General features: G+C 27.4%; 34 protein-coding genes. 33 read left to right on the top strand and 1 reads right to left on the bottom strand.

Annotated elements, in window-relative coordinates:
* The first annotated feature begins 36 nt into the window (after positions 1 to 36).
* From H8S20_RS01130 to H8S20_RS01180, 11 genes are all read left to right on the top strand, one after another.
* Complete coding sequence (locus H8S20_RS01130) at positions 37 to 810, top strand: cell division protein FtsQ/DivIB (protein WP_032118949.1); 774 nt, start codon at positions 37 to 39, stop codon at positions 808 to 810.
* Positions 811 to 821: 11 nt separating this feature from the next.
* Entirely contained in the window at positions 822 to 1,541 is a 720-nt protein-coding gene (locus H8S20_RS01135) for a DUF881 domain-containing protein (RefSeq protein WP_186859073.1), read from the top strand.
* A gap of 15 nt (positions 1,542 to 1,556) precedes the next feature.
* Positions 1,557 to 1,907: a small basic family protein gene (locus H8S20_RS01140; RefSeq protein ID WP_186859074.1), complete on the top strand. Its 351-nt coding sequence runs from the start codon at positions 1,557 to 1,559 to the stop codon at positions 1,905 to 1,907.
* A complete protein-coding gene (locus H8S20_RS01145; RefSeq protein WP_186859075.1) occupies positions 1,908 to 2,642 on the top strand; it encodes a DUF881 domain-containing protein in 735 nt (244 codons plus the stop codon).
* A gap of 121 nt (positions 2,643 to 2,763) precedes the next feature.
* Positions 2,764 to 3,414 carry a YggS family pyridoxal phosphate-dependent enzyme gene (locus tag H8S20_RS01150; RefSeq protein WP_032118945.1) on the top strand — a complete coding sequence of 217 codons (651 nt, stop codon included), beginning with the start codon at positions 2,764 to 2,766 and terminating at the stop codon, positions 3,412 to 3,414.
* An 18-nt stretch (positions 3,415 to 3,432) separates the two neighbouring features.
* The gene (locus H8S20_RS01155; RefSeq protein ID WP_032118944.1) at positions 3,433 to 3,873 is read left to right on the top strand and encodes a cell division protein SepF; all 441 of its coding nucleotides are present in this window, start codon (positions 3,433 to 3,435) and stop codon (positions 3,871 to 3,873) included.
* 19 nt (positions 3,874 to 3,892) lie between these two features.
* On the top strand, positions 3,893 to 4,660 hold the full coding sequence (locus H8S20_RS01160) for a YlmH family RNA-binding protein (protein WP_186859076.1): 768 nt from the start codon (positions 3,893 to 3,895) through the stop codon (positions 4,658 to 4,660).
* Between the two features lie 18 nt (positions 4,661 to 4,678).
* Positions 4,679 to 5,281, top strand: a complete 603-nt coding sequence (locus H8S20_RS01165) for a DivIVA domain-containing protein (RefSeq protein ID WP_032118942.1) — start codon at positions 4,679 to 4,681, stop codon at positions 5,279 to 5,281.
* Positions 5,282 to 5,408: 127 nt separating this feature from the next.
* Positions 5,409 to 6,317 (top strand): RluA family pseudouridine synthase, encoded by a 909-nt coding sequence (locus H8S20_RS01170; protein WP_186859077.1) that lies wholly within the window; start codon positions 5,409 to 5,411, stop codon positions 6,315 to 6,317.
* A gap of 11 nt (positions 6,318 to 6,328) precedes the next feature.
* The gene (gene pyrR, locus H8S20_RS01175) at positions 6,329 to 6,865 is read left to right on the top strand and encodes a bifunctional pyr operon transcriptional regulator/uracil phosphoribosyltransferase PyrR (RefSeq protein ID WP_032118940.1); all 537 of its coding nucleotides are present in this window, start codon (positions 6,329 to 6,331) and stop codon (positions 6,863 to 6,865) included.
* A gap of 14 nt (positions 6,866 to 6,879) precedes the next feature.
* Positions 6,880 to 8,037, top strand: coding sequence for a THUMP domain-containing class I SAM-dependent RNA methyltransferase (locus tag H8S20_RS01180; protein ID WP_186859078.1), 1,158 nt, complete (start codon positions 6,880 to 6,882; stop codon positions 8,035 to 8,037).
* Between the two features lie 82 nt (positions 8,038 to 8,119).
* Here H8S20_RS01180 and H8S20_RS01185 read toward each other — a convergent pair whose 3' ends face one another.
* Positions 8,120 to 9,856 (bottom strand): Rqc2 family fibronectin-binding protein, encoded by a 1,737-nt coding sequence (locus H8S20_RS01185; protein WP_186859079.1) that lies wholly within the window; start codon positions 9,854 to 9,856, stop codon positions 8,120 to 8,122.
* 165 nt (positions 9,857 to 10,021) lie between these two features.
* Here H8S20_RS01185 and H8S20_RS01190 point away from each other — a divergent pair, with 165 nt between their 5' ends.
* The 22 genes from H8S20_RS01190 to nusB all read left to right on the top strand — a co-directional run bounded on the left by H8S20_RS01190 (position 10,022) and on the right by nusB (position 24,109).
* Complete coding sequence (locus H8S20_RS01190) at positions 10,022 to 11,029, top strand: hypothetical protein (RefSeq protein WP_186859080.1); 1,008 nt, start codon at positions 10,022 to 10,024, stop codon at positions 11,027 to 11,029.
* A 106-nt stretch (positions 11,030 to 11,135) separates the two neighbouring features.
* A complete protein-coding gene (locus tag H8S20_RS01195) occupies positions 11,136 to 12,527 on the top strand; it encodes a GspE/PulE family protein (RefSeq protein ID WP_186859081.1) in 1,392 nt (463 codons plus the stop codon).
* Positions 12,493 to 13,527 carry a type II secretion system F family protein gene (locus H8S20_RS01200; protein WP_141395454.1) on the top strand — a complete coding sequence of 345 codons (1,035 nt, stop codon included), beginning with the start codon at positions 12,493 to 12,495 and terminating at the stop codon, positions 13,525 to 13,527. The genes H8S20_RS01195 and H8S20_RS01200 overlap by 35 nt, the downstream gene beginning before the upstream one ends.
* A 5-nt stretch (positions 13,528 to 13,532) precedes the next feature.
* Complete coding sequence (locus tag H8S20_RS01205) at positions 13,533 to 13,967, top strand: pilus assembly FimT family protein (RefSeq protein WP_032118934.1); 435 nt, start codon at positions 13,533 to 13,535, stop codon at positions 13,965 to 13,967.
* Positions 13,968 to 13,980: 13 nt separating this feature from the next.
* Positions 13,981 to 14,382, top strand: a complete 402-nt coding sequence (locus H8S20_RS01210; RefSeq protein WP_186859082.1) for a prepilin-type N-terminal cleavage/methylation domain-containing protein — start codon at positions 13,981 to 13,983, stop codon at positions 14,380 to 14,382.
* Positions 14,383 to 14,386: 4 nt separating this feature from the next.
* On the top strand, positions 14,387 to 14,854 hold the full coding sequence (locus tag H8S20_RS01215; RefSeq protein WP_032118932.1) for a prepilin-type N-terminal cleavage/methylation domain-containing protein: 468 nt from the start codon (positions 14,387 to 14,389) through the stop codon (positions 14,852 to 14,854).
* Positions 14,845 to 15,279, top strand: coding sequence for a hypothetical protein (locus H8S20_RS01220; RefSeq protein ID WP_032118931.1), 435 nt, complete (start codon positions 14,845 to 14,847; stop codon positions 15,277 to 15,279). Before H8S20_RS01215 ends, H8S20_RS01220 begins: the two co-directional genes overlap by 10 nt.
* A gap of 8 nt (positions 15,280 to 15,287) precedes the next feature.
* Positions 15,288 to 15,935: a hypothetical protein gene (locus H8S20_RS01225; protein ID WP_032118930.1), complete on the top strand. Its 648-nt coding sequence runs from the start codon at positions 15,288 to 15,290 to the stop codon at positions 15,933 to 15,935.
* Entirely contained in the window at positions 15,916 to 16,308 is a 393-nt protein-coding gene (locus tag H8S20_RS01230) for a hypothetical protein (protein WP_032118929.1), read from the top strand. Before H8S20_RS01225 ends, H8S20_RS01230 begins: the two co-directional genes overlap by 20 nt.
* Before the next feature lie 3 nt (positions 16,309 to 16,311).
* The gene (locus tag H8S20_RS01235; RefSeq protein WP_186859083.1) at positions 16,312 to 16,659 is read left to right on the top strand and encodes a hypothetical protein; all 348 of its coding nucleotides are present in this window, start codon (positions 16,312 to 16,314) and stop codon (positions 16,657 to 16,659) included.
* 163 nt (positions 16,660 to 16,822) lie between these two features.
* The gene (gene efp / locus H8S20_RS01240) at positions 16,823 to 17,380 is read left to right on the top strand and encodes an elongation factor P (protein WP_032118927.1); all 558 of its coding nucleotides are present in this window, start codon (positions 16,823 to 16,825) and stop codon (positions 17,378 to 17,380) included.
* A 133-nt stretch (positions 17,381 to 17,513) separates the two neighbouring features.
* The gene (locus tag H8S20_RS01245; protein WP_032118926.1) at positions 17,514 to 17,876 is read left to right on the top strand and encodes a CD1247 N-terminal domain-containing protein; all 363 of its coding nucleotides are present in this window, start codon (positions 17,514 to 17,516) and stop codon (positions 17,874 to 17,876) included.
* A 161-nt stretch (positions 17,877 to 18,037) separates the two neighbouring features.
* Positions 18,038 to 18,961, top strand: coding sequence for a stage III sporulation protein AA (gene spoIIIAA / locus H8S20_RS01250; RefSeq protein ID WP_096902911.1), 924 nt, complete (start codon positions 18,038 to 18,040; stop codon positions 18,959 to 18,961).
* Positions 18,946 to 19,464: a stage III sporulation protein SpoIIIAB gene (spoIIIAB, locus tag H8S20_RS01255; protein WP_186859084.1), complete on the top strand. Its 519-nt coding sequence runs from the start codon at positions 18,946 to 18,948 to the stop codon at positions 19,462 to 19,464. The genes spoIIIAA and spoIIIAB overlap by 16 nt, the downstream gene beginning before the upstream one ends.
* 17 nt (positions 19,465 to 19,481) lie before the next feature.
* The gene (gene spoIIIAC, locus H8S20_RS01260) at positions 19,482 to 19,682 is read left to right on the top strand and encodes a stage III sporulation protein AC (protein ID WP_032118924.1); all 201 of its coding nucleotides are present in this window, start codon (positions 19,482 to 19,484) and stop codon (positions 19,680 to 19,682) included.
* A gap of 9 nt (positions 19,683 to 19,691) precedes the next feature.
* Positions 19,692 to 20,075, top strand: a complete 384-nt coding sequence (gene spoIIIAD / locus H8S20_RS01265) for a stage III sporulation protein AD (protein WP_032118923.1) — start codon at positions 19,692 to 19,694, stop codon at positions 20,073 to 20,075.
* Between the two features lie 9 nt (positions 20,076 to 20,084).
* Positions 20,085 to 21,272, top strand: coding sequence for a stage III sporulation protein AE (gene spoIIIAE, locus H8S20_RS01270; protein WP_243177458.1), 1,188 nt, complete (start codon positions 20,085 to 20,087; stop codon positions 21,270 to 21,272).
* Positions 21,273 to 21,275: 3 nt separating this feature from the next.
* Entirely contained in the window at positions 21,276 to 21,863 is a 588-nt protein-coding gene (spoIIIAF, locus tag H8S20_RS01275; RefSeq protein WP_032118921.1) for a stage III sporulation protein AF, read from the top strand.
* A complete protein-coding gene (gene spoIIIAG, locus H8S20_RS01280; RefSeq protein ID WP_032118920.1) occupies positions 21,864 to 22,472 on the top strand; it encodes a stage III sporulation protein AG in 609 nt (202 codons plus the stop codon).
* A 55-nt stretch (positions 22,473 to 22,527) separates the two neighbouring features.
* Positions 22,528 to 23,031, top strand: a complete 504-nt coding sequence (locus H8S20_RS01285; protein ID WP_186859085.1) for a SpoIIIAH-like family protein — start codon at positions 22,528 to 22,530, stop codon at positions 23,029 to 23,031.
* An 87-nt stretch (positions 23,032 to 23,118) separates the two neighbouring features.
* Positions 23,119 to 23,508 (top strand): Asp23/Gls24 family envelope stress response protein, encoded by a 390-nt coding sequence (locus H8S20_RS01290; protein ID WP_032118918.1) that lies wholly within the window; start codon positions 23,119 to 23,121, stop codon positions 23,506 to 23,508.
* A 196-nt stretch (positions 23,509 to 23,704) separates the two neighbouring features.
* Positions 23,705 to 24,109, top strand: coding sequence for a transcription antitermination factor NusB (nusB, locus tag H8S20_RS01295; RefSeq protein WP_186859086.1), 405 nt, complete (start codon positions 23,705 to 23,707; stop codon positions 24,107 to 24,109).
* Positions 24,110 to 24,125: the final 16 nt, after the last annotated feature.

Consider the following 24,125-nt stretch of genomic DNA (forward strand, 5'->3'; position numbering starts at 1 on the left):
TATAGATATATTTAGAAAAGGATGAAATATTGCAATATGACAGAATATAAACAAAGTAATGAGATTAAGAAGTATTTAAAGACAAAAAAAAGAAAGAAGAGAATAAAAAAGGTCATAATGATTGTAATTGTATTAACAATTACTTTAATCTTATTTTTAACAAAAGCTCCTATATTTAATATTAATACAATTGATGTAATAGGAACTTCTAAAATAAGCTCTGATAATTTGAAAGAGACTTTGAAAATGTTTATTGGACAAAATATTTACATCGTCAATGAAGATGAGATTAAAAATATATTAATGAAAGATAAGTATGTGAAGGAAGTTAAGATATCAAGGAAAGGAATATCTAAATTAGTTATAAATATTGTTGAGGAATCACCTGTATTTTACGTTGAAAATAATGGAATTATAGAAGTTATAAATGAAGATTTAGTGGTGATTGAAGAATTAGATAGTATAGAGGGTAAGAATTTAGTAAAGATATCAGGAGTAGGGGCAGAAAATATTTCTGTTGGAGATAAGGTTAGTGATGATGAAATCCTATCTAGTATATTAGAAAAGTTTTATCCATATATAGCTCAAAATAGAGAGTCAATTAAGTTTGATGAAATAAACATTGCAGATATTGTAAATATAAAAGGAAGAATTGGAGAAGTAGAAATATTTTTTGGAGATGATTCTGATTTACATAATAAAATGGAAAATGTTTATAGAATATTATTATCAGAAGAAATTAAGTTAACTAAGGGTTATATAGATGTTAGTTTTGATGGACCACCTATAATTAAGAATACATCTAGCTAGGGGGAATATATATGAAAAAAATAATATCACAGCTTGTGGTTGCTATAGTATGTGCACTTTTAGGCTTTTTGCTGACATATCAGTTTAAAATGTTAAGTTTACAAGAAGATGCAAAAGCTATAGCGCAAAATCAGGATATCTTATCTCAAATAGAAGTGTTAAAAAAAGAAAGAGATGAGCTTTCAGAAACTAATAAAACTTTATCAGAGGAAATCAAAAGATTAGAAGAGAATGCTGCTGAAGAGGGAGCTTTAGAAAGTGAAATAAAAAAACAACTAGATAATACTAGAATGCACTTAGGATTATTAGATGTTAAAGGGTCAGGAATAACAATTATAATTACACCTAAAACTACAATTTTTGGTGAGAGTACAACAGATAGCACAGTTAGTATAAGCGAGGAGGAATTAATACATATTATAAACCTTCTTTGGTATTCAAGAGCTGAGGCTATTTCAGTAAATGATATTAGAATAACGCCCCAAACAGGAATTAAAACATCAGGAAAAAGTATTTCTATTGGAAGTGTTGGGCTAGTAGATCCTAAATCTAAGATTGTAATAAAAGCCATCGGAGATAAAGCTAAGCTTAATGTTGGAGTAAGTTTTGGAAATTCTTTAGGGTATGGTGCTTTAAAAAATTATAATGTAGAAACAAAAACAAGTGATGATATAGTTATAAATAAGACTACTCAAAGCTTGAGAAGTGAATATATAAAGCCTGTACAATAAAGGAGGATTAGAATAATGATTGGATTCATAGGATTATTAGTAGGAGTATTATTAGGATTAGTTTTAAATATAAATATACCTGATAAGTTTTCACCATATATGTCTGTGGCAATTTTAGCTTGTTTAGATTCAGTTTTCGGAGCATTACGTGCAAGTCTTTCTAAAAGTTTTAAACCTGATATTTTTATTTCAGGTTTTATAGGTAACGCTATATTAGCAGCGGCTCTAGCTTATCTTGGTGATAAGTTAGGAATTCCAATATATATAGCGGCAGTAATTGTTTTTGGAGGCCGTATATTTGATAATTTCGCAATAATAAGAAGATTCTTGCTTGAAAAACTTAAAAATCGACAAAGAGGTGATTAAGTGAAAAAGCATATAGATAAAATATTGATTTTTATTGCTTCTATTGTAACTGGTGCACTTATATCTATAAGTTTTAGTGAAAATAAAACTGATACTTTTTTCTCGATGAAGAGTATAGAATATAAAGACGCAATAGAACAAAGAAATTTGTTATATAAAGAAATCTCTGATTTAAAAGAGAGCAACAATGAGATTATGTATAAGTTGAGAAGTTACAATCAAGGTGAAGAAAAACACCAAAAGGTAATGGATGATATGAAATTACAACTTAGTGATTATGGTGAAATAGCTGGAACAACAGCCTTAGAAGGTAGTGGAATAGTAATAAAAATTAAAGATGGATATTATGATATTAGTGAAAGTACTTCTTATGAAATAGAAAGAAAAACATTGCATGCAACAGATGCGGCTTTATTGCTTAATGAACTTAGGAGTATTGGGGCTGAAGCTATTTCTATAAATGGATATAGAATCCTTAATGATACAGGTGTCAGATGTGATTGGGCATTTATAACTTTCAATGATAATAACCAGAGCTATGAAGGACAGCCTTTTTATTTTTCTGCATTAGGTGAACCTGATGAATTAGAAGCAGCACTTTTAGCAGATGGAAGTTATTTAAACAGACTTATAATAAGAGGCTTAGAGATAGAGGTAGAGAAAAGAGATGATTTATATTTTTCACCAACTAATAGAGTTCTTGATTTTCAATATATGCAAAGAGAAGATTCATAATATATTATAAATAGTAAAAAAATATGAAAAAGTTTATGAAAATAAGAAATTTATGAAGGAAATTCTATGTTTTTGGAGAATTAAAATAATGTAGAAGATTCTCCTAAAGGGAGGGATTAAAATAGATATAAAAGAGAATATAGAAAATATATTAAGTGAAATACCTGATAATGTTTTGCTAGTTGCTGTTTCAAAGACAAAGCCTGTAGAAGATATTTTAGAGGCTTATGAAATTGGAATAAGAAATTTTGGTGAGAACAAAGTTCAAGAACTAGTAGATAAATATGATAAGTTGCCAAAAGACATTAGTTGGCATTTAATTGGTTCGTTACAAACTAATAAAGTAAAATATATAGTTGGTAAAGTAACTTTAATTCACTCTTTATCTAGTATAAAACTTCTAGAGAAAATTGAATTAGAATATGGTAAAAAAGGTATGGTAGCTGATGTTTTAATTCAAGTAAATATAGGAAGAGAAGCTTCGAAGAGTGGCGCTTTAGAGGAAGATTTAGATGGATTGATTCAGGCTGTTGAAAGATGTGAGAATGTAAAGGTGAAAGGGATTATGGTTATAATTCCAAAAGGAAATGATGATGAAAATAGATATTATTTTAAAAAGTCTTTTGAAATTTTTAAAGAATTAAAAAATAATATCTATAAAAATATTTCAATGGAGATTTTATCAATGGGTATGACCCATGATTATAAAATAGCTATAGAAGAAGGATCTAATCTAATAAGAATTGGAACTGGAATTTTTGGAGCAAGATAAATTGTAGGAGGAGTAAGAATGAGTATGTTAAGTAAATTTAAAGAAATGGTTTTTGGAGAATATGATGAGGATTTTGAAGATATAGAAGAAACAGAAGAAGAGGAAGAAATAGAAGAAGTAGAACCTATTATATCAAAACAAAAAGGTAATAAAGTTGTTAATATACACAATAGTGCTTCGCCAAAAGTAATGGTTGTAAAGCCATCTAGCTATGAAGAAGCTAAAGAGATTGCAGATGCTCTTAAAAATAGAAAGATAGTAGTAGTAAACACTACTGCATTAGAAGCTAAGGTAGCACAAAGATTAGTTGATTTTATTAGTGGAGCAGTTTGCGTTTTAGGTGCTCAATTACAAGAAATTGAGCAAAGAGTATATCTTTTATCACCTTCAAATGTAGAAGTTTCAAGCGAATTGAAAACAGAAATAAGCAGTAAAGCTTTATTTAGTTGGAATAAATAATAGGAGCTAATAGTAGCTAATGATAAAAAAAGAAGAAGTATTAAAAAACTTTGGTAAAGAAGAAAGAGATGAAGTTATAAAGATATATGAGTGGATGGAACTTTCTTATGAAAAGGAAATACCTATATTTTCAAGAAGTTTTTGTACACCGAACATATGGTTATATTTTATAAATAATTTTAACTCGAAAAACTTTAAGGTAGAAGCTAGTGGATATTTTGAAGAGAGTGATAGAAGGGTGATATCATTTAATAATATTTACGAAAGTGATTATCCATATAAGTTAGTAAAAATAGAAAAAAAGTCAAAATTTGATTCGCTATCTCATAGAGATTACTTAGGAGCAATTATGGCTTTAGGTATGGAAAGAGAAAAGTTTGGAGATTTAAGAGTTTTAGAAAATTATGCAGTTGTTCCGGTGTATGAAGATGTTGTTGAATATATTATATCGTCATTAGTTTCTGTAGGTAAATCGCCAGTAAGTTGTGAAGTTATACATGACACAACATTATCTAAGGTTAGCTTTTTAGAAGTTATAATCAATGTATCATCTTTAAGACTAGATAGTATTGTGTCAAAACTTTCAAATATATCTAGATCAAAAGCATTAGAATTAATTAATCAAAATAAGGTGTTATTGGACTATTGCAAAGTTAATAGTAAAAGTTTAGAAGTTAAAGAAGGACAAAGGATAACTATTGCTGGCGTGGGTAAATATATTATGGGGAATATTGTAGGTAGCACTAAAAGCGGTAGGTTTAAGGTTAACATAAAGAAATATATTTAAAAAACGAGGTGGGGGAAAATGAAGTTAACGCCAATGGATATTAACAATAAAGAGTTTAAGAGGGGAATTAGAGGATATAATCCTGATGAGGTTGATGAATTTTTAGATGAAGTAGTTGAAAATTATGAAGAATTATATAAAGAAAATTCTAGATTAAAAGAAAGCATTACAAGGCTAAAAGATAAAGTTGAACATTATGAAAGATTAGAGGCTACAATACAAAACACCCTATTATTAGCACAAAATGCTGCAGAGCAAGCGAAAGAAACTTCTCAAAAAGAGGCTGATTTAATTGTTAATAATGCAAATGAAACTGCCCAAAAGATTTTAGATAAAGCACACAATGATGTTATTGGAATAAATGATGAATATGAAAGAGTAAAAGAAGAATTCATTAAATTCAGGGCGAAATTTAGAGGGTTTATGAATACACAACTTCAAACCTTTGATGAACTTGAAAAAGATTTAACTAAGAATTATAATGTTTCTGAAGTTGTACAAGAGTTAGAATTAGGGAGCAAGGAAATAGAACCAAAATTAGACATAGATGAAGAAGTTGATAATGGTACTATTAAAGAGGACGATATTTCAGAAATTAAAAGTTTCTTCGCAAAAAACTAATACATATAAGAGAGACGGAAACGTCTCTTTTGATTTTTATATGATTAATTACTGTATAATACTTGAGTAACATATATAGATATATTATAATGTGGTAAGAATTATTATTGACGGAGAAATTAATTATATGGAAGAAATTGTATTAAAAATTACTGAAGAAAATAATGGAGAAAGAATAGATAAATATTTGTCTACTGTTATTGAAGGAAAAACTAGATCATTTATTCAAGGTCTTATTGCAGATAAGGCTGTAACTGTAAATGGTAAAATTATAAAAAGTAATTACAAATTAAAAAGTAATGATGAGATAGTTATTATTTTACCAGAACCTATAGAATTAGATGTAAAAGCAGAAAATATTGACTTAAATATAGTTTATGAAGATAGTGATGTTATTGTAATAAATAAACCTAAGAATATGGTGGTTCATCCTGCTCCAGGTAATTATACAGGTACATTAGTTAATGGGCTTTTGTATCATTGTAAAGATTTATCAGGTATAAATGGAGTTATAAGACCAGGGATAGTACATAGAATAGATAAAGATACTACAGGTATTTTAGTAATAGCTAAAAATGATGAAGCACATAATTCACTAGCCAAGCAATTTAAAGATCATTCTATAAAAAGAGAGTACTATGCATTAGTTGAGGGTAGATTTTCTAAAGAGTCAGGAACTATAGATAAACCTTTAGGGCGCAATAAAAAAGATAGATTGAAAATGGATATAGTGGAAGATGGTAGAAGAGCAGTTACTCACTATGAAGTTTTAGAGCAATATGATAAAGGGGTATCTTTAATAAGATGTACTTTAGAGACGGGAAGAACTCACCAAATTAGAGTGCATATGGCTTCTATTGGTCATCCATTAGTAGGAGATCAGACATATGGATATAAAAAACAGAAGTTTAAAATCGAAGGTCAAGCATTGCATGCAAAAACTTTAGGATTTATACATCCTACTACAGGAGAATATATAGAGTTCACATCGGATCTTCCAGAATATTTTGAAGAATTAATAAAAAAACTAAGGTAGGAGGATTAGCTATGAAATTAAAGGCTAACTTATTAGATGAAAATGCTATAAGAAGAAGTTTAATAAGAATATCTCATGAAATTATAGAAAAAAACAAGGGTGTTGAAGATATAGTACTAATAGGAATTAAAAGAAGAGGATATCCTATAGCAAACAGAATATCAGATAATATCGAAAAAATTGAAGGTATTAAAGTGCCAGTAGGATATGTTGATATTACATTGTATAGAGATGATATTTCAGAGGTAATGGATATGCCAGAAGTTAAAAATATAGACTTAGGTGTTGAGGTTAAAGGTAAAAAAGTTATAATTGTAGATGATGTTTTATACACTTGTAGAACTGTAAGAGCTGCTATAGATGCAATAATTCATGCTGGTAGACCTAAATCAATACAATTAGCAGTGTTAATTGATAGAGGACATAAGGAGTTACCAATAAGAGCAGATTATGTAGGGAAAAATATTCCAACGTCAAAATCAGAAATAGTAGCAGTACAAATAACGGAAATAGATGAAAGTGATTCAGTAAAAATATATGAATCATAAAAAGGAGAAATGTAATGGAATTTAATTTAGTTGCGACTACTACCTTTGGACTTGAAGGTATAACAGCTAAGGAGCTTAAAGCATTAGGATATGAAGATTTAAAAACAGAAAATGGTAAAGTTCACTTTGAAGGTGATGAGATGGATATAGCTATAGCTAATGTTCATTTAAGAACTGCAGATAGAGTGTTTATAAAAATGGCTGAATTTGAAGCTAGAACATTTGAGGAATTATTCCAAGGGACAAAAAAAGTTAAGTGGAGCGAAATTATCCCAAAAGATGGAGTAATGCATGTAGTTGGAAAATCGGTAAAATCTACTTTGTTTAGTGTGCCTGATTGTCAATCAATAGTTAAAAAGGCTATTGTAACCAGTATGAGTGAAAGTTATGGTATAGATAAATTTGAAGAAGATGGACCTGTTTATAAGATAGAAGTTTCTATATTAAAAGATGTAGTTACTTTATCAATAGATACAAGTGGTGTTGGCTTACATAAGAGAGGGTATAGGGAAGAGGCTGGTATAGCTCCATTAAAAGAAACTTTAGCAGCGGCAATGGTATTAATATCAAGATGGAGAGGAGATTACCCATTAATAGATACTTTCTGTGGATCAGGAACTATATTAATAGAAGCTGCAATGATAGCTCAAAACATAGCACCAGGATTATGTAGAAACTTTGTATCTGAAACTTGGCCTACTATCGGTAGTGAAGTTTATGAACAAGTTAAAGAAGGTGCAGAAAGAAGCATAAAACATAATGATATTAAGCTTATTGGTTATGATATAGATGGCAGAATATTAAGGGTTGCAAGAAGTAATGCTGAAAAAGCTGGAGTATCTAAGTACATAGAATTCCAAAAAAGAGATTTTAGAGAGTTTAAAACTTCAGATAAAAATGGATTTATTATAACAAATCCACCTTACGGAGAAAGACTAGGAGATAAGGATGAAGTAGGCGAACTTTATAGAATATTTGGAGAGTATAAAAAACTACATAATACTTGGGACTTTAATATATTAACATCTTTTGAGAATTTTGAAAGACCATTTGCAAGAAAAGCAACTAAAAATAGAAAGTTATATAATGGAAAAATTAAATGTTATTATTATCAATATTTTGATAATAAATTAATTAAAAATGATGGAGATATGTTAATAAACCACATTTAGTTAAGTTAAAAGTTAAAAGTGACAAATGGCAAGTTGATGAATTGATAAAACTTGTCGCTTGTCACTTTTAATTTGTCACTAGCTAAATTTTCTCTAAATTAAAAGAATTTAATTCAGAAGGTTCAGCAAAAAGTGTGTAGTTTGTATGGTATATTACCATACCAGGCTTTGAGCCAGCTGGTTTCTTTAGGTTTTTTACTAAAGTATAATCAACAGGAACCTTTGATGAAGTTTGAGCTTTGCTATAATATGCTGCAAGTGTAGCACCTTCCATTAATGTTTTATCAGGAATATCTGTTGAACAAATAATTACATGAGAACCTGGAATGTTTTTCGTATGAAGCCACATATAATTTTTGTTTGCAAATTTTAAAGATAAATAATCATTTTGTATATTGTTTTTACCTACAAAAATATCAATTCCTTCAGAAGAAACGAAGTGAAGTGGTTTTGAGGCTTTAGATTTTTTATCATTTTTTGAAGCTTTTCTATTTCTTATATAACCTGTTGAGATAAGTTCATTTTTTATATCATCTATTTCAATATAGCTTTCACAATTTTGTATATTAGTTAATACAGAGTAAAGATATTGAAGCTCCTCTTCATTTTTTTCTAATTGTTCTAATGAAGATTCTTCTGATTTTTTTAGTTTATTATATTTTTTATAATAGCTTTGAATATTTTCTGAAGGAGATTTATTAGGATCTAAAGCAATTTCCATATATTCTTCATTTTCACTATAAAAGTTTAGAAGTTCTATAGAAGAACTACCAGGTTTTATTGTGTAGATATATGAAGTTAATAAGTCGCCCTTTATTTTAAAATCATCTTTTCCCTCGCATTTTTTTAGAAGAGAAGTAAGCTTTTCTTCTTTCTTTAAACATCTATCTATATTAGTAGTTAAAAGCTTTTGAATATTAATAGACCTACTCTTAATACGCTCTTGCTTATCTTTTATTAGATAAAATTTATCCATCATTATATGTGGATTTTCAAATGTTAGAGAATTATGTTCATTATCAATATTGTTTAATTTTATAGAAAATAAATCAATAAAATTTCCATTTGAATCAACTGTAATGTTAAACTTAGAATTATTAGCAAGATTATTTGTTATATCTTTCATAAAATCACATAAAGCATCTAAGTTTATGTTGTTTTCTGATTTTGAGTATTCAGAATAAAAGTGATGTGAAAGTGGTTTACTAATACCAGTGAAAATTGATGAAAAAATATTTGTATCAAAAGAAATAGTATTTTCTTTTATATAATCTTCTAGTTCGATTTTAGAAAAATTAAAGGGATTTAGCTTTTTAGACTTAGGTGGATATTTATAAGTAACACCAGGGTAAAGAATTCTATAACTATTTACATCTGCTCCTATGTGTTTTATACATTCCATTACCTTGTTATCTCTTTGTCTAACTAATGTTATATTACTATGACGTCCCATAATCTCAACTACAAGTATATATATACTGTTAAAACCTAATTCATCTGTAGCCTCAATATAAATATTAAGTAATCTATCACCATCAATTTGTTCGATATCTATTATTTTTCCACCTATTAAGTATTTTCTTAGAACCATTGTAAACATAGGTGCTTGAAGAGGGTTGGTTTTATTAACCTCTGTAAGGTGAATTCTAGGATATTTTGAGGATGCAGAAATCAAAAGTTTAACATTTTTTCTGTCTTTTCTTAATGTTACAAAAATTTCATCTTTTTCAGGTTGATTTATTTTATCTATTTTTGAATTTGTTATTGATTTTTTTAAATCTTGGACTAAACTATATAAGTAGATACCATCTAATGCCATGAATGTTTTCCTCTCTTTTTCTGTTTTAAAGATAGTATAACATTATTATGCTTAGGTGTTCAAGATAACAAAGAGGAAGGGATAAGGAAAATATTTAGAAGAGATTGTATGAATTTAAGATATAACTTAAATGTGGGGGATAGTTTATAAGTAAATGAGGTAAAGATGAAAGTGAAAAAGAAGAGATTTAAAATTGTAGTAATAGTTATATCGATAATTATGCTAATATGTGGGTGTACAGAAAAAGAGAATGAAAAGGAAATAGGGATAGAAAAAGAAAGAATTACTTTAACCCAAGGCTCCTATAGGAGTATTGAAGATGAAATTAATAGTATATATTCATTTAATGATGAGTCTAGATATGAAAAAGTTGATACTGAAGAGTTAGTGATTTCCTATAATAATGAAAGTGGAAATTATATCTTTATAAAAGACGATGATGTTTTTGTTAATTATCTAGGTGAAAATATTAAGGTAAATGATAAGAAAATAAAAGCGCCTAAGTTATCTAACGATGGAAAATATTTATTTTACTTTTGTGATAATGGCATATTAGAACCAAAGGTTATTGATTTGGAATATAAAACAGAAGTAATAATAGATAATAAGGCTATAATTTCAGGTCAATTTGTAGATTGGGTGGCGGATAACACACTTATTTATTATGGAATAAGAAATGAAGATAAAAAAAGTGGGATTTTTACTTATGACTTAGTAGATAAAAAAGAAGGTCTAGTATATGAAATAAATAAGGGGTATGTTTCGTTTTTAAAGGCTATAGATGATGAGGTTGTATTTATAGAAGATAACATGGAAAATAGGAAAATACTTATTTCATTAGAAAAAAATAATAGCTTTAGAGAAATTACCGAAAAAATTATAGATATAAAAGATATAATAAAAATAGATAAAAGAATATATGTACTAGGAAAAGTAAAAGATGATGTATATTCTATTTATGAAATTTTAGATAATGGTTTGCATAGAGTTGTTTATGATTTTCCGCTTATGATTAATTTAGAAAAAGGTTTATCTGTAAGTCCTAAAGGTGAGCTGTTATTTATGGGAAGTAATGATGATTATAATGACCAAAATATATATAGTTATTATGATGGTGAAGTAAAATTAATATCAAAACAAGAGGGTAAATATACTTTTATAAAAATGAATTAGAGGTTTTAGACGATTTAGTCTAAAACCTCTAATTTTTTTTATTAAAAAATGATAACAATGATTAAATAAGTAATAAAATGGAAAATAATTTAAATGGTGAGGATATATGATTAATTTTGAGAATATTAATATTGATATTTTAAGAAAAATAACAAAAGATGATGCAAAAAGGCTTAAAGCTATTCCATACAAATGCGAGAATGAAAGAATTCATATAATTGCCTCAAAGGTAGATGTGAATATGAAAAACGAATTAAAATTTATATTTGATAAAGAGTTGAAAATAAAAGAGATTGATGAAAACATTCTTTATGGAATGATAGAAAGATTGTATATAGGTTTAGCAGAAGATGTTGAAAATATAATAATAAAAAACTCTATAAAGGTAAATGCATCAGATATACATTTTGAGCCAAGAGAAAAATTTACTGTAGTAAGAATGAGAATAGATGGTAGGCTAGTTGTTACTAATATTTTAACATTAGATGAACATTTGAAAGTAATATCAAAATTAAAGGTTAAAAGTAATTTAGATATTACGGAAAAGAGAAGACCACAAGATGGTAAGATTACATTTAAGTTAAATGATAAAAATTACGACTTAAGACTTTCTTTTACGAATACAATTTTTGGTGAAAAGCTTGTAGTAAGAATACTATATGGGCAAGTATTTAACTATAAACTAGATAGTTTAAGGCTAACTAAAAATCAAATGAAAAAGATTAATGAAATAATGAAAGTTAGTAATGGTTTAGTTTTGATAAATGGGCCAACAGGTTCTGGCAAATCTACAACATTATATACAGTATTGCAAGAAGTGAACACTGAGGATGTAAATATAACAACCCTTGAAGATCCGGTAGAAGTTATTATAGAAAGAATAAATCAAATTGCTTTAAATAAAACAATTGATTTGAATTTTGCTGAAGCGTTAAGAAGTACCTTGAGGCAAGATCCAGATATAATAATGGTAGGTGAAATTAGAGATGATGAAACAGCAGTAATAGCATCTACAGCGGCAATTACTGGGCATAAGGTATATTCAACTATACACACAAAGACACCAAGAGAAGTATTTTTTAGGTTGGAAGATATGGGAGTTAAAAATTATATTATAAAGGATGCATTAGTAGGAATTATATCACAACGTCTAATAAGAACTCTTTGTAATGACTGTAAGGTATTAGAAGGAGAAGTAGAAATTAAAGCTCAAAAGTTTAATGTTTATAAAAAACAAGGGTGCAATAAGTGTAATTTTACAGGATATAAGGGAAGGGCATTGGTAGCTGCAGTACACCATATTAACAAAGAGTATAAAAGAAAGTTAAATGATTTATATGAAGATGATAGTTTATTAAGTAATAAAGAAATGATAGAAAATCTTAAGGAACTTTTAAAAGAAGGATTAATTAGTTGTGATGATTACAATGTGTTTTTAGAGGTAGAGGAGATAGAGTTTGATTATGAAGATAAATACACTCCTGAATGTAAGATATAAAGATTTGCAGATTATTATAGATAATATGTTTAATCTTTATAAATCTGGAATTCCAATATTTAATTCTTTTGAACTAATGGAAGAGCTACCTTTAAGCAAAGAGTATAAGGAAAGTATTAAAGGTATAAAAGAAGAACTTAATAAAGGAGAAAGTTTACATTACGCTTTTACTCAATATGATAGGTTATATCCAAAATTCTTTTTATCTATGTTAAAGGTAGGGGAAGAGACAGGGAGATTAGGTGATGTATTAAAAGGATTAGATTTATATTATAAAAAGGTAAATTTAATGAAAAGAAGATTGAAAAGTTCTTTAACATATCCAGCTATATTAGTTTTGGCATCATTATTTTTAGTAGTATTTTTTGGACTATTTGTAATACCTACTTTTCAAGATATATTTATTTCTATGGAAAAAGAAGTACCTAAAGTAATAGAAATTTTTATTAGAATAAAAATATTTATTGATAAATCTCCATTTGTTTCAGTAATATTTTTGTGTTTTTGGGGAGTGATTATTCCTTCCATTATTATTTTTTATAATAAAGAAAGAGTTATGACAATTATATATAAAGTTCCTTTAATAAAAAGATTTAGAGAATATGTATCCATAGTTCTACTTTCTATAATTATAAAAAGTGGAATAAGTTTATCCACGGGATTAGAACAGTGTATGGATATCGATTTGTTAGGTGGTGTAAAAGAACAATTTAGTAATGTTAACCTATTAATCTTAGAAGGCAAAGCATTAAATGTAGCTTTAGAAAAAACTTCGGGTTTTAGTAAGTACACATTAGCTCATATAAAGTTAGGAGAAGAGTGTGGTAATCTTGAGGGTATCCTTAATAATTTAGAAAAAGAGCTTTTTGATAAATTAAATTTAGAACTTAACAGAATATTAGAGCTTATTCAGCCAATTACAATAGTCTTTATAGGTGGATTGGTGATGAGTTTTATTTTAATAGTTATATTGCCTGTTTTTGAAGGTTTAATTGGGTAAGTAGTATGAAAAAAAGAGGATATACATTATTGGAACTTATAATAGTTATGGCAATATTAGTAGTATTAATGCCTGCAGCTGTAAAAGGTAGTTCAGTTTATAATCTTATAGATAATATAACAGTTCACAGCTTAAAAAGTGATATAGCCAATTTAATTAGCTTTGCTAAACATTATAGCTACAATACTGGTAATACAGGTAGGTTAGAGATAGATAATATAAAGGGTGAAATATCTTTTGTAGATACAAAAAATGAACTAACTAAAAATACAATTGCAAAGGTTACTTTGCCGAAAGGCTATGATTTTTTAGAAAGGTTTAATATATCAGTTAGTAACAAAGGCGTAGTTTCAGGTGATTCTATAATTTTTAAAAGTTTAAGTGGCGAATATCATAAAGTTACTATTTCTGTCGGAATTGATTTTGTAAATATATATTAATAAAGGTGAATGGATGAAAAAGAAAGGTGTTACTTTAGTTGAAACAGTAGTTAGTTTGATGATTCTAATGATGGTAATTACAATGTTCGTAAAAATAGTGAGAGACTATAATATCAATATTAATACTAGAAGAATAAAAGAGAGATTAAATAGATTATCCTATTGTGTTATGAATGAATTAAAATATAACTGCACAAAAGAAGAGATAAGACTGCAAAGTAGTAATAATAAAATAGGATTAAAAAATTATGAGAATATATTTGATGATTTAAAAAATAGAAGTTTATTGTCGTTAGGTAGAGGAAATGGGGTTGAAATTTTCTTTAATAATAATACAAATGATAGTTTGAAAATTAAAGTTACTATCTATGAAGAGGGCTTTATAGAAGAAATGGAGTTTGTAAAATGGAGGTAACTTAGTGAAGATAAAAAAATATAAAGGTGGATTTACGTTAATTGAATTACTTATTTCTTTGGGTATCTTTACAATAATAACAACAGTTTCTCTTAATATAATTATATCAGCTTCTAAACAGTACATTTTATATATTAATAAAAGTACTGAATTAGATAATTTAGATAATTGTCTTATAAATATAGATAACATTATTAGAGATAATTATATAACAGATATTAATATAGAAGGAGATAAAATTGAGGTTGTATCTAAGCTTGTTCATAATGGGAAGAGTGTTAAGAAAAAGATTATATATAAAAAAGATAGCAATTTGATGGTAAAAACCTTAATAAATGATGATTTAGATACAAGTGCAGGTAATAATATTCTTTTGAAAAATGTTAAAGAGTTTAATGTTCTTCAAAAAGGGGAACTTATATATTTTGAAATAGTTACAAATAATGAGGAGAAAAGAATAAGATGCATATAAAGAATAAAAAAGGTTTTGCTTTATTAGAAGTGTTAATAGTTATAAATATTTTAATAGTACTAATATCTTTATATGCAAGACAAAATCTTGTAAACATAAGAAAATCAAAATATTACATTGTAAAAGAAGATATAATGACTCTTACTATAGAAGAAGAGCAGTTTATAAAAGAGTCTGAAATAAAGATATCTTCTGATATAAGCCTTGTTACGAAGTTAAAAGAAAATGGTGTTGATGAAAGTGTAAAGATTATATCTACAGATGATACAAACTTGTATATAGATATATTAAAAAAAGACATATACCTAATCCGTAAAAAAGGATCAGAAAAGAAATATAGAAAATTAGAATATGAAATTATAAGTGAGCCTATAAAAGTTAACATAAGACCAACTAGATATGTGACAGCATATACAAATAAATAGGAGAGTTTATGAATACTGTTATTATTGAAAAGAATAAGTATGTATACAAAGGTAAAATATATGAAGATAAAGAAATAGAAGGATTAATAAAAAAGTGTGGTAAAAATATTAAGGTGGTAATATTAGCAGAAAATCCATTAATAAAGATTTGTGAAAATATAGATTTAAAGAATAGAAAAAATGTTGAAATAAATATATTGAGCAATTTGATTATTGATGACGACACATTAGTGGATTATATAGTAGATAAAAAGTTTAAAAAATTATATATATACTCTATTAAGCAAGGTATAAAGGTGAGAAAAGTTTTAATGAGAGCTGATAAAATGGTAGTAGAACCAATTCAATATATTTTAATAAGTACTATTAAGAAAAGGTTTAAAGTAAAGGGTGATTATAAAGCCTTAATTAAAATAAATAATTATTTATATTTAATTCATGTTCAAAATAGGAAATTAGTATACTCAAAAACGCTAGAAGAGAAAGAAGATGAATTAGTTAAATTAATTCAACAAGATTTAGTAGGAAAAAGCATGCTAGTTGATATTAATTTGAAAGATATAATTATAAATAAAGTTTTAGATGATGAGCAACTTAAAAATATAACTTATATAAATTTGAAAGAGAAAGTGGATTATGAAATATCAAAAATATAAAGACTTTTTGCCAGAAGGTATTAGATTAAATAAATTAGGTAAAATCAATAGAAGTAATAAAAGAGTGATGTTTTGGATACTTATTTTAAATAGTATTTTATTACCATTAAATTTGAGTAAGAAAAATTATGATAATGAGATAGAAGTATTTAATGAAGAGAATATATATAATTATGAAAATAAAATAGAAAGTATAAAAGAATGGATTAATATAAATGAAGATTATTATATAAATATCTCAGTAGAAAATGAGGATGGAGAAATATACTTAAGGGAAAGAAAATTTGCCTATCAAATTGAGAAAGATGGATTTTATGTAAAAGAGTATAGAACAATAGAAGATGATAAGATTATAAAGGTGGTTAAAAGATAATTTATGATTAAGCGAAAATATATAATATATTTAATAATATGTTTAATAACTTTGATGCAAATATATTTATATTTAAAAGAAGATAAAGAAGTGATAGAGGTTATTTCTAGCAATAAAATTGAAGCAAAGAAAAGTTTTGAAGATATAGATAAAGAGTTAAATGAGATTGGAAACTTAGAACTTTTAGAATTAAAAGATAATGGTGAAAGTTGGAGTGGTAAAATATTATTATCTGGAGCTAAAAATGAGATAATGAATAATATAGAATTGTTAAAGGCTTATAAGATTACTAACTATAAAATTGATGGAAATGCTAATGAATTTCAGGTTTTATTGGACATATGTAGATAAAATAATTAAAATTTTAATCGATATTTATGAAATAATTGCATTTCTTTAGTAATTTTGATAGAATATTTTTGTTGTGTCATTATGCAACAATATAGTTATGACTATTTATAAAGTGTTAAGGTCATAATAATTATGAATTCAAGTTTATTTGGAGGGAATTTATATGATATCAGCAGGAGATTTAAGAAAAGGTACTACTTTTGAATATGAAGGACAAGTTTTTACAGTAATCGATTTTCTTCATGTTAAACCAGGAAAAGGTGCTGCATTCGTTAGAACTAAATTAAGAAATGTTATTTCAGGTGGGGTTACAGATACAACTTTCAACCCAACTACTAAATTACAAGAAGCGGTAATTGAAAGAAAAGAAATGCAATATCTTTATACAGATGGAGAGTTATACTACTTCATGGATCAAGAAACTTTTGAACAAATACCACTAAACTATGAAAAGGTTGAAGATGCTATAAAGTTCTTAAAAGAAAACATGTTTGCTATAATTAAGTTCTACAAAGGAGATGCTTTCTCTGTTGAAGCACCAAACTTCGTTGAATTATTAATAACTCAAGCAGATCCAGGAATCAAAGGTAATACAGCAACAAACGCTATGAAACCAGCTACATTAGAAACAGGAGCTGTAGTTAACGTTCCAATGTTCGTTAATGAAGGAGATACTATTAGAGTAGATACTAGAACTGGCGAATACATGGAAAGAGTTTAATATCTAAAAAAATGCTAAGTTTCTTAGAACTTAGCATTTTTTAGTATCTATTTTAAAAGTTAAATTGATAATAAATTTTACAAAAAGGGTATAATTTAGATAAGAGTATTAACTTTTAAGGAAGTGAAAGCAAGTGAGAGAGATTTTTGAAGAAATAGAAAATATCAAAGAGACTATACATGGTATAGAAGATGAAAAGTATAAAGAGTTGTTTACTAAAATTTCTAGTGTTTTAATTAACTTAAGCGATAAAATGGAAGAAGTTATAGTTAAGCAAGAGTCTTTAGAAGAAAATGTAGGGTACATAGGAGAAGACTTAACAGATATCCAAGATGAATTATTTGAAGAGGTAACTTTTGAAGATTTAATGGATATCGAAGATGAGTATGTTGAAGTAAAATGCAAATGTTGTGGAAAACCGCTTTTTGTTGAAAAAGATGCTTTAAATAAAAATAATAATATTCCATGTCCTTTTTGTAATAATAAGGCTAATTAAAAAGAAACTGCAAATAAATGCAGTTTCTTTTTTTGTCTTAAAATAAAATATATAAATAATAAAACATTAAAAATATTTTACATATTTTATTTATATTAAGAATAATTATAAAGTGTGTGAAATAAGAATTATATAGAACAGTAGAGGAGGAAGTGATTAAAGTGGTTTATGGAGATGAAATTATAAGAATACTTCCTGAAAAAATAGGTAATGAAATAAAGAACTTTATAAGAGAGGGAAATATACAGGAGATAAGGATTAAGGTTGGTAAACCAATAATATTAATACTATCTAATGAAGAGAAGATATTAGATTGTATTACTACTAATGATGAAGTTAAAGGGATACTTGTTAAAATATCAAACTATTCGTTATACGCTTATGAAGAAGAAATAAAGCAAGGGTATATAACTATAAAAGGTGGTCATAGAGTTGGTATAGCGGGAGAATGTGTTATATCAAACGGTGAGATTAAAACTATAAAAAATATATCTTCATTAAATATTCGTATATCTAAGGCTGTTGTAGGATCGTCTAAGAAGATAATGCCTATTATAACTGGAGGTGACAGAATTTATAATACTCTTATTATTTCTCCGCCTAAATGTGGAAAGACAACTATCCTGAGGGATATAGCTAAAAATATATCAAATGGAATGTATACAGTTGGGCTAAAGGGTAAAAAGGTAGTTATTATAGATGAAAGAAGTGAGGTTGCAGCTTGTTATAATGGTGTTCCACAGATGGATGTAGGGATAAGAACAGATGTCTTAGATAATTGCTTAAAAAAGACAGGTATGATTATGGCAATAAGAAGTTTGTCACCAGATGTATTGATATGTGATGAAATTGGAACTTTAGGAGAAGTTGAAGCTCTTAATATGGCCTTTAATTCAGGGGTGAATATAGTTGTAACTGTTCATGGCTTTGATATTGAGGATATATATAGTAGGAAAGTTTTTAAGGAATTAATAGATGAATCAATAATAGAAAGAGTAGTGGTATTAAGTAGTAGAAAAGGCGCAGGTACTATTGAAAGAGTATACAAAATAGAAAGGGGTGAGATTAAGTGTTTAGATTTATAGTTATTTTTATAACTTTTCTAGCATGTGCATATATAGGATTCTATTTTGGAGAAGTTTACAAATATAGAAGTTTAGAGCTTAAAGATTTTCAAAAAGCAGTGACACTTATGAATACTGAGGTTTTATATTCTAATACACCGTTACCTATAGCGTTATTAAATATTAGTTATAAGTTAGAAACTACTTTTAGTAAAGTTTTTAAAGAGATATCTGATATGTTAGAGGAAGGTGAGATATTTAGTGTATATGAGGGATTTAATAAAAGTTATAGCAAACATAAAGATGAGTTCAATTTAAAGGAAGGAGATTTGAATATAATTAAAGATTTTTTCTTTTCATTAGGTGAATCAGGAGTATATGGTCAGGAGAAAATTTTTAATTTAACATCTGAAGAATTAAAAAGAAAATATCTTGAAGCTGAAGAAGAATGCAAAGTTAACAGGAAGATGTATAGAGGTATTGGAGTTTGTGTTGGAGCAATAATAGCTATATTTTTTATATAAAAAGGGGATGTTAAAAAGTGGTTTTGGATTTTAGTTTATTGTTTAAAATTGGAGCTATGGGTGTCTTGTTGATAATAATTGATAAGGTTTTAAAAAGTGGAGGAAGAGAGGATATATCTGTATTAACTAATTTAGCAGGAATAGTAATAATTTTAATAGCAGTACTAAGCATAATATATAAATTATTTGATTCAGTAAAGACTCTATTCACTTTATAGGAGTAGTTTATGGAGATTATAAAGATTGTTTCTTTTGCTCTAGCAGCATTAATCATATTCATGCTCCTAGGGGAAAGAAAAAAAGAATTAGCAGTTTTAGTAGCTATTATAGCAGGAGCAATAATCTTTTTAGCGTTAATAGATAAGCTAAGTGAAATAATAAATTTTATTGGTACTATTGCTGATAAAGCTAATATAGATATGGTTTATATAGGAATAGTGCTTAAGATACTTGCTATTGCATACCTTTCATCTTTTTGTAGTGAAATATGTAAGGATGCAGGGGCTTCAAGTATAGCTTCTAAGGTTGAATTTGCCGGAAAAATACTTATTTTAGCATTAGCTATACCAATATTGATGGCAGTATTAAATTCAATCCTTCAGATATTGTAGGTGTTAAATATGAATAGAAAAATGAAAAGAGTATTTTTAAGTTTAATTTTTGCAGCAATACTATTTATTTTTGGTAGTGTAAGTAACATAGCTTTTGCAGAGGATAATATAACATCTGTTATAAATAATGATGAAATACAGACAGAAATAGATTCCTTATATAACTATATAAACACTATGAAAAGTGATGTAGAGCTTATGAATGAATTAGATCCAGTAAGTTATATTAAGGCTTATATGGAAGATGGTAAGGGGAATATTAGTATATCCAAAATTGGAGGAGCTATTGTAAGTTTACTATTAAAAGAAGTTAGAAGTGTTTTAGGTTTATCATTTTCAATTATTGCTATAGGAATAATTAGTGCATTATTAAAAAATTTGCAAGAAGCATTTAATGCAGAAGGAATATCAGAAGTAGCATTTTATGCTTGCTATGCATTAATGATAGTAATGCTTACAAAAACCTTTTTGATTTCTTTAGATATGGCAAAGGATGTTATAACAAATGTAGTGGAATTTATGAGTAAGTTGCTACCGGTGTTAGTTTTAATGCTAGGTGCGGCAGGAGGTTTAACTCAGGCAGCTACAATGGATCCTATAATTTTAGGAGCAACTATTTTAATTCCACAAATATATTTAAATATAATAATACCACTTATTTTATCAAGCTTTGTTTTACAGTTTGCAAACAATATGTCTAATGGAAGTAAGCTAAGTAATTTATGTGATATTACAAAGAAAAGTACAATGTGGATACAGGGAATAGTAATTACTATCTTCATTGGATTACTTACAGTGAGGGGGATTACAGCTTCAACAATAGATGCTGTTACATTAAAAACAACAAAATTTGCTATTGATAACTTTATACCTATAGTTGGCAAATCTTTTTCTGATGCTATATCATCTGTAGCAGGTTATTCATTAATCATAAAGAATGCTATAGGATCAATAGGACTTATAGCAATTATACTTATAATATTATATCCAATAATAAAAATAGTTTTATCATCTATAATATTCAAATTATCAGCTTCTCTTTTAGAGCCGATAGCAGATAAACGTATAACGAAATCTATAGCTGCTGCAGGAGAATCACTAACTTTAATAATGAGCTGTGTACTATGCGTTAGTTTAATGTTCTTCATATTAATAGCAATGATGGTACAAGCTGGGAAGTTTGTTGTAGGGGGATAGAGTATGGAGTATATTAAAAATTTTATAATAGCTTTAGTTACGACAATTATATTTATTACTGCAGTAGAAATAATAGCTCCAGATAAACCTATTAAAAAATATATAAAGTTTGTTTTAAATTTAATTCTTGTATCTGTATTGTTAAACCCTATAGTTTATCTTTTTACAAAAGGTGAAGGAGAAATTGTAGGATCTATCCAAAAGTATGAACAAATTTTATCTCAAGGAAGTACCTCTAGTGACACTAAAGCTATTAAAGATAATAGAGAAGAGGCATTTAAAGAAAATTTGAATAAAAATTGTGCAATGCTTTTACAAGAGAAATTTGATGGCAAAAAATTTGAGTGCAATGTTATATGTACAGTTGATTTAGAAAATATGACATATAATATTGAAAAAGTTAATGTTGGAGTAAAAGATAACAAAATAAAACTTATAGAGAAAATTGAAATAGATACAAGCAAAAGTACAGAAGTTATGTCATCAAATGAGGAAGTAGAAGGAAGCGATGAAATAATCGAATACTTAATAGAAGAACTTAACGTTTCTAGAGAAAAAATAGATGTATATAAGGTTGAGAGGAGTGAGTAAATGGATAAAGATAAACTAAACAATGAACTAAAGAAAATAATGAATAATAAGACTTTTGTTAACGCTTTGATAGTATTGCTTATGATAGCGTTCCTATGGTTAGCGTATACTACATTTTTTAGTAGTAGCAGTAGCAATGGAGAATCAGAGTTAAATCCAAGAGGAGCACAAGAGGTAACTGCAGATGAATCAGAAATAAGTAAACAGATTCTAGATTATGAAACAGAACAAAGACAAGAATTGCAAGATATACTATCGAAGATGGAAGGTGTCGGGAAGGTGGAAGTTAAGATGTATTTTGAAAGTGGTGAAGTAAAGGTTCCTGCTTACAATTCTACCACTCAAACTTCTGAAACTAGGGAAGAGGATTCGCAAGGTGGCACACGCTCTACAGTACAAGAGAATGGTGGGGATACGGTTGTGATGTATTCAGATGGAAGTACTAATGAGCCGTTTATAGTACAAACGTATAAACCTAAGATAACAGGTATAATTATAGTAGCAGAAGGTGCAAAGAATAGTAAATTAAGATATGATATGCAAACTGCAGTTTCTACTTTATATAATTTAAGTTTAGACAAGGTTAATGTATATCCTATGGAAAACTAGCATATAATTTATAGAAAAATAGAAAAATAGAAAAATGTATAGGGGGATTTTTAAAATGACAAAAAAACAATTTGGGATTATCTTTACTCTTATGGCTTTGATAGTATGTGTTGGAGTATTATCAATGAAATTGAATGAGCGTGGATTAACAGATCCAACAGACTTAGGTGCAATGTTACTTGAAAATGATACAGATGAGGAAACAATGAGTACTCAAGATTATTTCTATAACCTAAGAACTAAAAAAGCTCAATCAGATGATAAAATTAAAAATGAAATGAAAGCAGTTACTGAAGATGCAAGCGCTTCTCAAGAAGCAAAAGACATAGCAAATAATTCGTTAATTCAAAAGGCTCAACTTCAAGAACAAGAATCAAGAGTTGAAATGGGAATCATGAATAAAGGTTATGAAGATGCAATATGTATGATTGACTCAAATAAGGTTACAGTTTATGTTAAAGTAAAGGATGCTCCTACCACAGAAGAAACTGCTTCATTACAACAATTAGTTGAAGATATTACAACACTAAGCGACATACAAATAGAAACAAAGAAATAATTCGTTGTAATAATAAAAGTATTTTGTTATAATAAACATAAGAAAAAAGAGGTTTTACAAAAGTGTAAACCTTAAGGAGGGTTTAATATGGAAAATGTTAAAGCTGATTCAGCTTTAGGAATCGTAAAGATTTCTGATGAAGTAGTTAGTGTAATTGCAGGGATAGCAGCTGAAGAAATTGATGGAATAATAGAACTTCCACAAGGAGTTGGAAATAACATATCACAAATATTAAAAGGTAAGAAGAGTAACTTAGGAAAAAGCGTTAAAGTTACTTTAGTAGAAGACAAGGCTATTATAGATTTATCTGTAGCGGTTGAGTATGGAGTTAAGATTCCAGATGTAGTTAATAGTGTACAAGAAAATGTAAAGAAAACTGTTGAAACTATAACTGGGTTAAATGTTGAAGCGGTAAATATAAGTGTTCAAAACATATATGTACCAAAGCAAGAACAAGAAAATCTAAAAGAAGATTAATAAAACCCTCTGTTCAGCAGAGGGTTTCTCATTCTTTTAATAAAATTTAGTTAATAAATTGATTTATTATAGACACAAGTAAGATTATATTGTAATATACATATGTTTAATTAACAAAGTATAAGTTTATAATATTAATAAAATAGGTGTTTATATATAGATATATAATATATGCATTGGTACCTAGGAGGAAATTATGAAAAGACAAAAATCAAGAGAAATTGCAATGGAATTATTATTCGGAATGGCGTTAAGTAAAAATTCTTACGAAGAAACAATAGAAAACTTTGTAGAAGATTATGGAATGGATCTTACTACTATAGATTTAGATTATGTAAAAGAAGCAGTTAAAGTTGTAAATGATAATTTATCAAAGATAGATGAAATAATTACAGAATCACTAGTAAATTGGAAATTAGACAGAATTTCAAAAGTTAATTTAACAATACTTAGACTTGCAGTTGCTGAAATGCTTTATGTTGAAGACGTACCAGAGAAAGTTGCAATAAATGAAGCTATTGAGTTAACAAAGAAATATTCAGATGAAAAGAGCGTATCATTTATTAATGGTGTATTAGATAAAGCGTTTAAAAGTATTTAATTATACGAATATTTAA

Origin of the sequence: Clostridium hominis (assembly GCF_014287825.1) — a bacterium.
Taxonomy (GTDB): domain Bacteria; phylum Bacillota; class Clostridia; order Clostridiales; family Clostridiaceae; genus Clostridium; species Clostridium hominis.